Origin of the sequence: Bacillus cereus group sp. MYBK195-1 (genome assembly GCF_051916605.1) — a bacterium.
GTDB classification, from domain to species: Bacteria; Bacillota; Bacilli; order Bacillales; family Bacillaceae_G; genus Bacillus_A; species Bacillus_A cereus.
This window is the reverse complement of the sequence record NZ_JBQAGZ010000001.1, coordinates 133,073-146,808: the sequence shown is the minus strand read 5'-3', so window position 1 is coordinate 146,808 and position 13,736 is coordinate 133,073. Positions and strand designations below refer to the sequence as shown.

Genomic DNA, 13,736 nt, shown 5'->3' with positions numbered 1-13,736 from the left:
CTTATAGCTCCTTCCCAGGCTCTCCCGCCGGATATGGTGTTTTTTCTAATTGATCACCAATCCATGAATCACCATCTTCCCAAAACTCCTTTTTCCAAATCGGAACAATTTGTTTTATGCGTTCCATAATATATTCGTTCGCTTCATAAGCCGCTTTACGGTGTGGTGTTGAAACAGCAACAACAACCGCTATATCAGAAATTTGCAACGTACCGATGCGATGTGTAATCGCAACGTATGTACCTGGCCATTTCTCTTTCACTTCCAAGCCAATTTTCTCTAGCATCTTTTCTGCCATCGTCTTATAAGCAACATACTCTAAGTATAATGTACGACGCCCTTTCGTAAACTCTCTAACCGTTCCAATAAATGTTGTAACAGCACCGCATTCACGTCGAATTACTTTCTTCGTTACTTCTTCAATCGAGATTTCTGTATCAATTACTTCATAATATGTATTTATCATTTCGCACTCCTAACCGTTTGTAAAAACCAGTCTATGTACAACTCTTCTTCTGTTATATGAAATACTTTATATTCTTCTCGTATATTTGCCGGAACATCATACCACGTAATAACCGCCACTATATTTTCTACTTTATGTAAAAGCTCAATGTCTTCCGCAGAACGAAGTAACACTACTTTCGAGTAATTCTCTTTTTTATAGCCTTCTATTAAAATTGTATCCACTTCAAAAAACTCATATAAGCGAATAATTTCTTGCAAGGGCCATTTCTTTCTTAGTGAAGAAAGTGAAAGCAATCCAGCACCTTCTACACTACTTACGACAGCACCAGCTTTACGGTGTCTTTCGCTATCTTTTTGCGCTACTTCTGGAAAGCCTCCGTGCCCGTGATGTTTAATTGTAGCAACTTTCATTTTTCGTTCAGCTAGTGCATGCACCACTTTCTCAACAAGTGTTGTTTTCCCGCTATTTTGATATCCTACTATTTGTAAGATTGAAGGGGCTTTGCCCATGGCCAATCACATCCCTCAGAGTGCTCTAACAATAATACGGATACTTTCATTCCGGTCTCAAATCCTCTCGTTCCTCCAGGCAACACGATAAAAGCATTCGCATCTGCAAGTGAAGATACCGCACTCGATTTATCTAAACCAACTGGCATCGCTTGTAACGCCCCGTCCACAATTGTTACGTTCGCTCTTACGAAACGAGTAAATGGATTTGGCTTTGGAAAATCTTTTTGTAAAATAGCATCCGCTCTATATACGTGAGGTTCCTTCGCATACAAATACGTTTTTATAATTGGATGCACAAATAATTCAAAGCCTACATAACAAGCAGACGGATTTCCTGATAAACCAAAGAGTAACTTTCCATCAACCTCAGCTACTGTCGTTACACTTCCGGGCCTCATGGCTATCTTATTAAAGAGTACATTTGCCTGTAACCTTTCATAAATAGCTGGTAAGTAGTCATAATCTCCTACTGATACACCGCCTGTTGTAATTAAAATGTCGACCTCATCCACCGCTGATTGAACAGCTGTAAAACATGCATCTAACTCATCCGCGAGTTGACCATAATAACGAACTTTCCCGCCAGCTTTCATAATTTGAGCTGCGATCATATACGAATTGCTATTTCTAATTTTCCCCGGTTCTAACGGCTCATGTACTTCTAATAATTCACTTCCTGTCGTTACAATACCGACAACAGGCTGTTTTACAACTTTCACAGTACTATATCCAAACGTTGCTAATAAGGCGGCAACACCTGGATTAATTGCAACGCCTTTCTGAACGAGAACTTGATTTTGTTTTATATCTTCTCCTTTAAATGACACATTGTCACCGTTATTAAAAGGGCGTTTTAACTTCATATATGTTTTCCCGTTCTTCTCAAACCCTTCTGTCAGCTCTAGCATTACGACTGCATTGCAATCTTTTGGAATAGCTGCTCCTGTCATAATACGAACCGCGTGAAAAGATCCTACTTCTTCTGTAAAAACAGAACCCGCCCCGATTTCTCCTATTACTTCAAATTCAACTGGATTCTCTTGAGTTGCTTCTTTCGTATCTTCTGCTCGAATGGCGAAACCATCGTAAGGGGAACGATCAAAATGAGGAACGTCATGATCTGAGACAACATCTTCGCCGAGAATTCTTCCGTAACTTTCCGTAATAGAAATTTCTTCTACTTCACCATGCTTTGCATATTTCATTACCCGTTCTACTGCCTCAGCAACTTGAATTGGAATTCGTTTTTCTACCATCGTTTCTCACCTCATATTTGCAATTTTTTTTATCTCGATTAAACTTTATATATTCAATAGAAATTACTTCAAGGAGGAATTCCATGTCTTCATTTACACACTTTAATGACCAAGGACGCGCGAAGATGGTTGATATAAGTGACAAAAAAGCAACCGTTCGAACAGCAATTGCGTGCTCTAGCATTGTCGTTACGAAAGAAATTTACGATAAAATCTCTCACAATGAAATTGGGAAAGGTGACGTATTAGCAGTTGCGCAAATCGCAGGCATTATGGCTGCGAAACGAACTTCTGATATTATTCCAATGTGCCATCCTTTACTATTAAAAGGTGTTGACGTTTCTTTCGATTGGAAACAATCAGAAGAACAATATCGTTTACTCATTAAAGTAAAAGTTAAAACAGAAGGTAGCACCGGTGTTGAAATGGAAGCTTTAACAGCTGCTTCGGCTACCGCTCTTACTGTGTATGATATGTGTAAAGCTGTCGATAAAGGTATGATTATCGGCGAAACGTACTTACTTGAAAAAACAGGTGGAAAAAGTGGAGATTATACGAGAAATTCATAATCCTTTCTCCGTTGAACCTAAAGGATTTCCTTTAGGTTCAACCTATATATCTTGCATATAAACTTTTCGCTACATTTATATCATTCGTCCCATGAATGAAAGCTCTGCCATCTGTAAATAAAACAAAACGATATTCTTCTACCGGAAACGACAATAAATAAGGTGTCGCCTTTATCTCTACGCTTCTTTGTAAGCGCTTTTTAATTTCTTCCAAATTAAAATTCTTCCGCACACCTGGACGAATTTGCACTGTATTTCGCCCACATAACACTTCTGTTTTCGTTTGTGCTTCAAATGTTAAACTCGGATATGTACGTAACCTTCCGCAAGATAAACAAGTATCTTTTTTCTGCCTATTCACTTTAAATGCCATCTGTTGATTATTCCAAAGATCAAATGATAACATCGTTTCACGAAGCGCTCCGTAGTCTTCTACTAATATTTTCAGCGCTTCCGTAGTTTGATGCGCAACTACTAATTGTACTGCCGGTTGTATAATACCAGCTGTGTCACATGTTGCTCCGCTCGCCGGATGCTCCATTAAACAGCGAAAACACGGTGTTTTCCCTGGTAAAATTGTATACGTTACTCCGTAGCTTCCAACGCACCCACCATATATCCACGGAAGATTATACTTTTGTGAAATATCATTAATGAGAAGGCGCGTTTCAAAATTATCTGTCGCATCTAATATTAAATCTACATCATTCACTAATTCTTCCATTTCTTGCACCGTTACATCCGTCACAACAGGAGTTATTTCCACCTCAGAATTAATCGCTCTTAAATGCTCTGCTGCCGCTACCGCCTTCGGTTTATACTGCTTTGCATCTTCTTCTGTATATAGTTGTTGTCTTTGTAAATTACTCCATTCTACATAATCACGATCAGCAATCGTTACTTTTCCAACACCCGCTCTAACAATCGCTTCTGCATTTGCCGCACCGAGAGCACCAGCACCAATAATAAGCACATGCTTCTCTCTTATTTTTCTCTGTCCTTCTTCTCCAACACCAGAAAATAATATTTGTCTTGAATATCGCTCCTGCATGCGATACCCCCCTTTCTTATCCTCCTATATAAGACATTTCGATTTTCGGACGATTTTTTGCACTTTCTTCTGTTCGTTCATCCGAATACCTATCTTTTCTATTCATCCATACATCTTGTATAACACTTAATAACTCCTCATCCGAAAGATTTCCTCTAAGAAGTTCTCTTACATCCAAACCATCTGTCGCAAATAAGCACGTATAAAACTTTCCATCTGCCGAAATTCTCGCCCTCGTACAAGAGACACAAAATGACTCAGAAACAGATGTAATAAAACCAACTTCAACATTTGTTCCAACGTACCGATATCGCTTTGCAACTTCACCAAAGTAATGCGCTTCAGCTGGCTCAAGCGGATACACCTTATGAATCATCTCAATCAATTCTCGTTTTGTAATGACTTGATCAAAATTCCACCCATTTGTACTACCAACATCCATAAACTCAATAAACCGAAGCGGAATTCCTTGCTCTTTAAAATACGCAGCCATCGGTAGTACTTGATGATCGTTCATCCCTTTTTTCACAACCATATTTACCTTTACTTCCAAGCCCGCCTCTTTAGCTGCTATAATTCCCTTAATTACCGGTTTCGTATTAATATTTCGACCATTAATATTCTTAAATATGTCATCATCTATCGCATCTAAACTAACATTCACTCTATGTAATCCAGCTTCTTTTAATGCCTTCGCTTGTTTCGTTAAATGAATAGCATTTGTCGTTAACCCTATATCTATTAGCCCATCAATTTTCACAAGACGTGCAATAAGTTTTGTTAAATCTTTACGAAGCAGTGGCTCACCGCCAGTAAGTCTAATTTTCCGTACACCGATGCTAACAAATAATTTTGCCAAACGCTCAATTTCATCAAAAGTTAGTAAAAACTCGTCTTTCAAAAAAGCATATTCTGGCCCAAATATTTCCGCTGGCATACAATATGTACATCTAAAATTGCAACGATCAATGACAGATATACGTAAATCTTGAAGTGGGCGTCCAAAAAAATCTTTAACCATCTCCTTCATCGCCACCCTCCCTTTCTGCCAAATTTCTTTCTTTTCATTCTATTATAATATATTTTCGAACTGCGATGTTTTTGCTCAAGTGAATAAAGTGAAACTCTAAATAATTAGAGGGATCCACTTCCCCTTGGTTAACGAGGTTTACTTACAAATACAAAGATAAAAAAACCTTGAAGCATAAAAGCCCCAAGGTTTTCTTCTTATTAACTTAACCTAATAATAGTTAGAGTAGCTCCTGGCGTTGCCGTAGATAATGTAGCTATTGCAACTAATCCAAATAACTGCAGACTAATAGCAGCTCCAGCAGGCAAGTTAGCGATTATTGTTGCACTAAATGAACCAGTAGCCACTGTCGGGGCGTTTATCGTTCCCGCAAGCGGACTGCCATTTACAGTTATACGAGAACTTACAACTAATCCTGCCGTTAAATTAATTGTATAAGCTATATAATAGTTTCCTGCATTCGCAACTGTAAATACAGTATTCCCACCACTAACGGTTATTCCTGGGCCAATATTTTGATTGTTCGGTAATGGTACGTTCGTACCGCCTAATAAAACGGAAATAGCGGTTCCTGATGTATTATTCGCAAATGCATACGTTGCAGTTGTACTAACTCCAGTCGCCCCGGTCGCTCCAGTGGCTCCAGCTCCGGTTGGACCTGTATCTCCAGTTGGACCTTGTGAACCGGTTGCTCCTGTAGCCCCCGTTGGACCTTGGATTCCTTGCGGGCCTTGAATTCCTTGGGGACCTGTCGCTCCGGTTGCTCCTGTAGCTCCCGTTGGACCTTGAATTCCTTGTGGGCCTTGGATTCCTTGTGGACCTTGAATTCCTTGGGGACCTGTCGCTCCGGTTGCTCCTGTATCTCCAGTTGGACCTTGAATTCCTTGCGGGCCTTGGATTCCTTGGGGACCTTGAATTCCTTGGGGACCTGTCGCTCCGGTTGCTCCTGTAGCTCCCGTTGGACCTTGAATTCCTTGCGGGCCTTGAATTCCTTGCGGGCCTTGTGGGCCGGTCGGACCTATGTCACCTTGTGGACCTTGGATTCCCTGTGGGCCTTGTGCTCCTGTTGCCCCCGTATCTCCTTGGATTCCTTGAGGACCTTGTGGACCTTGAATTCCTTGTGGGCCGGTTGGACCTATGTCGCCTTGTGGGCCTTGAATTCCTTGGGGACCTTGTGCTCCTGTTGCCCCCGTTACTCCTTGGATTCCTTGTGGACCTTGAATACCCTGTGGACCGGTTGGACCTATCTCTCCTTGAACACCTTGGATTCCTTGCGGGCCCTGTAAACCCGTCACTCCGGTTGCTCCCGTTGCTCCTGTCGCTCCTGTCACTCCAGTTGAGCCTGTCGCCCCGGTATCTCCTGTTACTCCTGTCGCTCCTGTTGCTCCTGTCGGACCAGGTGGTCCACCTGATGGACCTGTCACTCCTGCCGGACCTGATGGCCCCGTTGGGCCGGTCGGTCCTGCTGGTCCTCCTGACGGGCCAGTCACCCCTGTTGGACCGGTTACTCCTGTTGGACCGATAGTTCCTTCTCCCGTCGCTCCGGTTGCCCCCGTATCTCCTGTTGCTCCCGTCGGACCTTGTATCCCTTGAATCCCTTGTGGGCCTTGCACTCCTTGTGCACCTGTTGCTCCTTGAATCCCTTGTATACCTTGCACTCCTTGTGCGCCCATCGGACCGGTTGGACCAATCGCCCCTTGTATACCTTGCACTCCTTGGGGGCCCTCTGGACCCGTTGCTCCTATTTCCCCTTGTATCCCTTGAATTCCAGTTGCCCCTTGTGCTCCAGTTGCTCCCGTTATCCCTTGCACACCTTGGATTCCCTGTATTCCTTGTGGACCTTGTGGGCCTGTTGCTCCTACCGGTCCTTGAATGCCTTGTATCCCCTGAGGACCCTCTGGACCCGTTGCTCCAACTGGCCCTTGAACACCTTGTATTCCTTGCGGGCCCTGAAGTCCCTCTGGGCCTTCTGGACCTGTTGGACCTATCTCTCCTTGTATCCCTTGGATTCCAGTTGGACCTTGTGGCCCAGTCGGACCTATGTCACCTTGCGGACCTTGGATTCCCTGTGGACCTTGTGCTCCTGTTCCCCCTGTCGCTCCTTGGATTCCTTGAGAACCTTGTGGGCCTTGAATTCCTTGTGGGCCGGTTGGACCTATGTCGCCTTGTGGGCCTTGAATCCCTTGCGGACCTTGATCTCCAGTGGGCCCCGTTACTCCTTGAATTCCTTGGGGACCTTGAACACCTTGGGGACCCGTCGGACCTATCTCTCCCTGCACACCTTGGATTCCTTGCGGACCTTGCAAACCCGTCACTCCGGTTGCTCCCGTTTCTCCTGTCGCTCCTGTCACTCCAGTTGAGCCTGTCGCCCCAGTATCTCCTGTTACTCCTGTCGCACCTGTTGCTCCTGTCGGGCCAGGTGGTCCACCAGATGGACCAGTTACTCCCGCCGGACCTGATGGCCCCGTTGGGCCGGTCGGTCCTGCTGGTCCTCCAGATGGGCCTGTTACCCCTGTTGGACCGGTTACTCCTGTTGGGCCTGTAGTGCCTTCCCCTGTCGCACCTGTTGCTCCCGTATCTCCTGTTGCCCCCGTCGGACCTTGGATTCCTTGAATTCCCTGTGGACCTTGCACTCCTTGTGCGCCCGTCGCTCCTTGAATTCCTTGTACTCCTTGCACACCTTGGGGACCCATCGGACCTGTTGGACCAATCCCACCTTGAGCACCTTGCACTCCTTGGGGACCCTCTGGACCCGTTGCTCCTATTTCCCCTTGTATCCCTTGAATTCCAGTTACTCCTTGTACTCCAGGTGCTCCCGTTATCCCTTGCACACCTTGTATTCCCTGAATTCCTTGTGGACCTTGTGGGCCTGTTGTTCCTACCGGTCCTTGAATACCTTGTATCCCCTGGGAACCCTCTGGACCCGTTGCTCCAACTGGCCCTGGCACACCTTGTATTCCTTGCGGGCCCTGAAGTCCCTCTGGGCCTTCTGGACCTGTTGGTCCTATATCCCCCATCGGACCTTGTATCCCTTGAACTCCCTGTGGGCCTGTTGCTCCTGATGGCCCTGGTACTCCTTGTATTCCTTGTGGACCTTGATCTCCTGTTGCTCCTGTGGCCCCTTGAGGCCCTATAGCCCCCTGTATCCCTTGTGGACCTTGATCCCCTGTTGCTCCCTTTGCCCCTTGAATACCTTGAACTCCTTGTATTCCTTGTTCACCAGTTACTCCCGTCGGACCAGGAATACCTTGAATACCCTGTGGACCTTCTGGACCTGTTGGCCCAATTGGCCCTTGAATCCCTTGGATTCCTTGCAAGCCCTGTGCTCCCGTGCTTCCAGTCGGACCTGTACTTCCCGTTGCTCCTGTTACCCCTGTACTTCCTGTAGCTCCAGTATTCCCAGTTGCTCCAGTCGCACCTGTACTTCCACTCGGTCCACCGCCCGGACCTGTCGCACCAGTCGGCCCCGTCGGACCAGGAGGTCCTCCAGATGGTCCAGTTATCCCAGTTGGACCTGTTATTCCAGTCGGGCCTGTTATCCCCTGACCAGTTGCTCCGGTTGCACCTGTATTTCCACTCGGTCCTTGTGTTCCTTGTATCCCTTGTGCTCCTTGTATTCCTTGTGGACCAGTTGCACCCGGCAACCCTTGGACACCTTGAATTCCTTGAGGTCCCTCAGGTCCCGTCGCTCCAATTGGCCCCTGTAATCCCTGTATCCCTTGTATACCTTGTGCCCCAGTCGCTCCCGTTGGACCAATCGGACCTTGTAACCCTTGCACCCCTTGAGGTCCTGTCGCTCCAGTTTCTCCTTGTGGTCCTCTCAATCCTTGTGGGCCCTGCTGTCCTTCTGGTCCAGTTGCACCTATTGGCCCAACTGATCCTTGTATCCCTTGCACACCTTGAGGTCCTGTCGGGCCCATCTCCCCCATCGGACCTTGTAATCCTCTTGGTCCTTGAGGTCCTGTTGGGCCTTGTGGACCGGTTGGACCAGTAATCCCTATACCTGTAAATCCAGTTGGAACAGGGGGGAAAGTAGGCCCAATAAGTTCGGGTGGAATTCTAAAATTAGAGCTTAACGAATTTTGCTTCCGATTATTATCACGATTCTTCACACTTTCACCGCCTACAAACCGTCTTTTTCATAATAAATAAGCCTCTTCTTAATCTATTTACAAAAATAATTTCCAAGACTATTTTTATTTTGAATAATAAAAACTCCCTTAATTTCTTAAGGGAGTCCTGCAATTGAATCCATATTATCTGTATTAGGGACAGCTTGCGCTATACTCGATGTATTTACATTTTGCCCCATATTTGCTCCTGTTACAGTACCAGCAGGAGTGCCCCTTGTATACGTCGTCGTCACCGAATCTCCCGGCTGTAAACAAAGCTTCGTCTCCGTCCCTATTACTGTAACAACATCAATCCAAGTACACCCCATTGAACCACTATATGATTTCGAAGCAGTAAATGAAGTGTCGCTCAAATTATCACCGGTAAATATATTTCCAGTGTTATTCACAATAACAAACTCTTTTATATGAGCAGGCATAATTACACTCTACCTTTCCTCTATGAACCTAACGTACGTGTACTCGTTGCCAAAGGCGGAAGAAATACTGATGTTCTAATGACCGCTTCTGGCTGCCTTTTTCCATTTAAAAAAATAGCCGCACTCGATCCTCCAGCACCTGCATATACTTTTGCTACAGCTAAAGGTGAGAGATCATAACAGTCACCGACATTAACAGCTCCTGTATTATTAATAATTTTTACTTTACGCAAATTAATCCCCATTTACCCCTCCTCCTTTTTTATACTGTATGCAAAAGAAAAAAACTTGAAACAGACTCGTTTCAAGTTTTTTACAATTAACTATTTCGTTTCACCTTCATATTGAAGCATACCGCCAACCATGTTCACTGTTTTAAACCCTTGTTCATTTAAATAATGACATACATTTTCACTGCGCATTCCTGAACGACAAATAAAGATATATTCATTCTCTTTATTAAAGAAATCTACTTTATGTGGGATATCGCCCATTTTAATATGTACAGCTTCTGGAATCTTTCCTGCCGCTACTTCTTCATCTTCTCTTACATCTACTAAAAATAACGTTTCTCCATTTTCTAAACGCTCTTGCACCTCTTCTGTAGTAATTGTTTTAACTTCTGTCATATGTAGTTCCTCCTTATATACAATAAAACCTTTAGTTTCTTTTTCACAAACATTCTCTACCAATTTTAGCATGCAAAAGAAAGAACGCAAAGAATCGAAAAGCTATTTCTCAATTTTCTCGTAAAACTTATTCTTTACAAACATAACTAGCACATTGTATCCTCAATATACTTGTTTTATGAAAGGAGTCGATTAAAATGACGCTTTTTCTTTTCATCATAGGCATTGTGTTCTTACTCGCTGCAATTATTGTACTTAGTATGAAAAATAATAAAAAGATAAAATCGCCACAAGAAATGTCATTCTTATTTCTATTGCTTAGCATAGCGTTTTTCGGTATAGCAATTGCTACATATATTTTCCGTCTACAAATCATGTAAAAAAAGGTGCCTACTTCAAACACTGCACCTTTTCCCCATCATTTTCCTTCTACACAAAACTAGATACTTTCCGATTCAAAAATTCATAAACTTTCTTTTCGAATAAATGAATATCCAATGCTCCTGCCATATGCCCATTTATACTTTCTATCTCATATACTTCCGCATATTTTCCTTGTTTTTGCAAAATATCTACCATTTTATAATTATAACGAGACGGCTGAAGCAAATCTTGTTTACACGGAATCATAAGTACATTCGCTTCTATGTTAGAAAGAGATTCTTCTAGTGAAGAAAACCCATGTGCAATATCATGCAATAAAACTGCCTTCGCAGTATACATCCATGAATTTGCATCTACTAGCTCTATACTTGTATATGTCGCTTTATTTATTTCTTTTTCAAATGATGTTAGTGTAGCAAACTTTTCATAAGGTTCTATCTCTATACTATTACGAGGAAATGCCATTTCATAAAAATGCTCATCAAACGCGTTCATAAACATCATTCTATTTGCTAAATGAAGCCCCTTTATCGGCTGCTGTTCTCCATATTTCCCCTCTTTCCAACTTGGATCGAGTTGAATTGCTTCAATCGCATTTTGCGCTACGTTTACTGACGTAATAATTGGATTTTGTGGGTTCGTAATAACGCCAATCATCCGCTCTACCATATGTGGATAGTGAACCGCCCATTGTTGTGCAATCATTCCCCCCGCCGACGGTCCGATTACAGCGTGTAACCTTGAAATTCCCATACCTTTTATTAACTCATATTGCATACGAGCTACATCAAGAAATGTAAAAACCGGAAACTCCATAGCATATTCTTCTCCAGTTTCTGGATTAATTGATTTCGGTCCTGTTGTAATTACATATGGATTCCTCACCTGCACATTACAAAGATTATCCGTACATATAACAAAATACTTATTTGTGTCAATTGCTTTTCCAGGTCCAATTAGCCCATCCCACCAACCAGACTCCTCATCATGCACTGTATATTTTCCTGCCGCATGACTTGTTGCACTAAAATAATGACAAACCAAAATCACATTTGACCTTTCTCTATTTAAAGTACCATATGTCTCATATCCCATTTGAACAGGAATTTCTCTGCCATTTTCAAACGTAAACTCTTTTAAAACAAATTTCTCCTTTTTTACAATTTGCACAGACTCTCCCTCTCCCCGTTATAGTATGAACTGCTTACTAAAGTTTTTTTTCTATGCAAACTAATCTCCTTCTTCTTTTCATAAATAAATGAATAATATACAAAATTAGCCACAAAATAGCACTATATTACAAGATTAAAGAGGGCGTACATATGATTTGGAATTGGTTACGTAAGAAAAAAAAATCAAATACATCAAAATTAAACGAAACAGATAACCAGGAGCAGCATTCTAACAATCAAGAGGATGATAACAAAGAACAGACTAGAAGTATGAAACATAATAAAGGTAAAAATAACGAGCAAAAAGATTCCTCTCAGGATAAGCAACAAAGCGCTAAACAAGGTGATTCGTCTCAGGATAAGCAACAAAACCCTAAACAAGAGGATTCCTCTCAGGATAAGCAACAAAACCCTAAACAAGGTGATTCGTCTCAGGATAAGCAGCAAAGTGCTAAACAAAAGGACCCTTCTCAGGATAAGCAACAAAACCCTAAACAAGAGGATTCGTCTCAAGATAAACAACAAAGTGCTAAACAAGGTGATTCGTCTCAAGATAAACAACAAAACGCTAAGCAAGATGAACCTTCTCAAAGTAAGCAACAAAGCTCTGGAGGTAATAGTATTTATGACTTTACAAAACCAGAAAAAGATCGTATTCATTCTTTACAAAATTTAATAGAGAAGCTGAAAAAGTCTAGTGATTTTGTAAATTATCATACATCCGACGATGAAACGATGCCTTATTGGATTTCTTACTATCGCCCTTCACTTGATGGAGAAAAATTACAAAAGTATTTAATGCCCACTCTTTTAGAACGACCTAACGCATCACTAGAAGAGCTGAAGGAACATATCCCGATGAGCGGCATTACAATTACGAACGACTTACAAAAAATTGAGGATATGGTTTTAAAGGGGCATGCGATTATTCAATTGAATCAGCAAGATCAAAAATGTATGCTTGCAAACATTGCAATTGATAATTATCGTGCACCAACCCCTCCTTTAAACGAATCAACTGTTATTGGTCCGCAAGAAGGTTTCGTAGAGGATATTGATACAAACATTAATTTAGTTCGAAAACGTCTTCCTGTTTTAGATTTACAAACAAAAGAAATGATTATCGGCGAGTTTTCCAAAACAAAAGTTGTCATGATGTATTTAGACAACCTTGCTGAAAAAGATAATGTAGATTTTCTAGAAGAGTCATTACGCGCTCTTGAATATGATCAAATTAATGATAGTGCTTATTTACAAGAATTAATGGGTGAAAAATCGATTTTCCCTCTCTATATCAATACAGAACGTACTGATAGAGTTACAAAAGCACTAATTGATGGAAAAATCGCTATTTTTGTTGATGGTTCTCCAAGTGTTTTACTAACACCCGTATCCTATTTTGATTTTTTCATTTCACCAGAAGACTATAACGTCTCCTGGATGTACGCTACATTTTCAAGGATTTTAAGATTAATTGCCGTTCTATTTTCAATTTGCGCTACACCGTTATACGTTGCAGTTTTAAATTATCATTATGAACTTATTCCAAGTGATTTACTTGAAACTTTGATTTTATCAAGGGCACAAGTACCATTCCCACCTTTAATTGAAGCGCTCTTTCTAGAACTCGCAATCGATTTATTAAGAGAAGCCGGGGCGAGGTTACCGATGAAAGTTGGGCAAACGCTCGGTATTGTAGGCGGTATCGTAATCGGACAAGCATCTGTACAAGCTGGGTTAACGAGTAATATTTTATTAATTATCGTTGCACTATCAGCACTCGCTTCCTTTATTACACCTATTTATAAAATGGGTAATGCTGTTCGATTACTACGTTTCCCGTTTCTAGCATTCGCGGAAATAGGGGGGCTTTTCGGTATCTCTCTTGGGTTTATCTTTTTATTTACCCATCTATTTAGACTTACTTCCTTACGTAAACCGTACGCTTTGTTTTATCCGACAAGACAACAATCTGTTAAAGACTCTTGGATTCGTTTCCCGTTAACAATGATCGATACAAGAGATGTACAAGCAAGACCACAACATGTAAAAAAAGCTGCTAAAGGAATTTCAACAAAACATAGATCAGACTTTGATGATTAAGAGATGAGG

At 42.1% G+C, this 13,736-nt stretch carries 13 protein-coding genes; 3 read left to right on the top strand and 10 right to left on the bottom strand.

The genetic code is table 11. The annotated features are described in order from the left end of the window. Position 1 precedes the first annotated feature (1 nt). Genes moaE through moeA form a run of 3 tightly spaced genes read right to left on the bottom strand, consistent with a single transcriptional unit; the run spans position 2 to position 2,237 of the window. Positions 2-466 (bottom strand): molybdopterin synthase catalytic subunit MoaE, encoded by a 465-nt coding sequence (gene moaE, locus ACTFRY_RS00840; protein ID WP_000611226.1) that lies wholly within the window; start codon positions 464-466, stop codon positions 2-4. Next, positions 463-978, bottom strand: coding sequence for a molybdopterin-guanine dinucleotide biosynthesis protein B (gene mobB / locus ACTFRY_RS00835; RefSeq protein ID WP_000513643.1), 516 nt, complete (start codon positions 976-978; stop codon positions 463-465). Before mobB ends, moaE begins: the two co-directional genes overlap by 4 nt. After that, positions 948-2,237, bottom strand: coding sequence for a molybdopterin molybdotransferase MoeA (moeA, locus tag ACTFRY_RS00830; protein ID WP_000229695.1), 1,290 nt, complete (start codon positions 2,235-2,237; stop codon positions 948-950). Before moeA ends, mobB begins: the two co-directional genes overlap by 31 nt. A gap of 83 nt (positions 2,238-2,320) precedes the next feature. On the opposite strand from moeA, the gene moaC reads away from it, so the two are divergent. After that, on the top strand, positions 2,321-2,806 hold the full coding sequence (gene moaC / locus ACTFRY_RS00825) for a cyclic pyranopterin monophosphate synthase MoaC (RefSeq protein WP_000094148.1): 486 nt from the start codon (positions 2,321-2,323) through the stop codon (positions 2,804-2,806). 37 nt (positions 2,807-2,843) lie between these two features. Here the strand turns inward: moaC and ACTFRY_RS00820 are convergent, their stop codons facing one another. The 6 genes from ACTFRY_RS00820 to ACTFRY_RS00795 all read right to left on the bottom strand — a co-directional run bounded on the left by ACTFRY_RS00820 (position 2,844) and on the right by ACTFRY_RS00795 (position 10,068). After that, positions 2,844-3,857: a molybdopterin-synthase adenylyltransferase MoeB gene (locus ACTFRY_RS00820; protein ID WP_001158107.1), complete on the bottom strand. Its 1,014-nt coding sequence runs from the start codon at positions 3,855-3,857 to the stop codon at positions 2,844-2,846. A gap of 16 nt (positions 3,858-3,873) precedes the next feature. Further along, positions 3,874-4,887: a GTP 3',8-cyclase MoaA gene (gene moaA, locus ACTFRY_RS00815; protein WP_000661857.1), complete on the bottom strand. Its 1,014-nt coding sequence runs from the start codon at positions 4,885-4,887 to the stop codon at positions 3,874-3,876. A gap of 200 nt (positions 4,888-5,087) precedes the next feature. Beyond that, positions 5,088-8,999, bottom strand: coding sequence for a BclA-related collagen-like exosporium protein (locus tag ACTFRY_RS00810; RefSeq protein WP_098616697.1), 3,912 nt, complete (start codon positions 8,997-8,999; stop codon positions 5,088-5,090). Positions 9,000-9,115: 116 nt separating this feature from the next. Beyond that, positions 9,116-9,439: a hypothetical protein gene (locus tag ACTFRY_RS00805; protein ID WP_001110848.1), complete on the bottom strand. Its 324-nt coding sequence runs from the start codon at positions 9,437-9,439 to the stop codon at positions 9,116-9,118. A 20-nt stretch (positions 9,440-9,459) separates the two neighbouring features. Then, entirely contained in the window at positions 9,460-9,684 is a 225-nt protein-coding gene (locus tag ACTFRY_RS00800; protein ID WP_000512465.1) for a spore germination protein, read from the bottom strand. 78 nt (positions 9,685-9,762) lie between these two features. Beyond that, positions 9,763-10,068 carry a rhodanese-like domain-containing protein gene (locus tag ACTFRY_RS00795; protein ID WP_000141207.1) on the bottom strand — a complete coding sequence of 102 codons (306 nt, stop codon included), beginning with the start codon at positions 10,066-10,068 and terminating at the stop codon, positions 9,763-9,765. Between the two features lie 197 nt (positions 10,069-10,265). On the opposite strand from ACTFRY_RS00795, the gene ACTFRY_RS00790 reads away from it, so the two are divergent. Beyond that, on the top strand, positions 10,266-10,448 hold the full coding sequence (locus tag ACTFRY_RS00790; protein ID WP_000171881.1) for a hypothetical protein: 183 nt from the start codon (positions 10,266-10,268) through the stop codon (positions 10,446-10,448). A gap of 49 nt (positions 10,449-10,497) precedes the next feature. Here the strand turns inward: ACTFRY_RS00790 and ACTFRY_RS00785 are convergent, their stop codons facing one another. After that, positions 10,498-11,622: an alpha/beta fold hydrolase gene (locus ACTFRY_RS00785; RefSeq protein ID WP_001167628.1), complete on the bottom strand. Its 1,125-nt coding sequence runs from the start codon at positions 11,620-11,622 to the stop codon at positions 10,498-10,500. Between the two features lie 152 nt (positions 11,623-11,774). On the opposite strand from ACTFRY_RS00785, the gene ACTFRY_RS00780 reads away from it, so the two are divergent. Further along, entirely contained in the window at positions 11,775-13,727 is a 1,953-nt protein-coding gene (locus ACTFRY_RS00780; protein ID WP_098616696.1) for a spore germination protein, read from the top strand. The last annotated feature ends 9 nt before the right edge of the window (positions 13,728-13,736 follow it).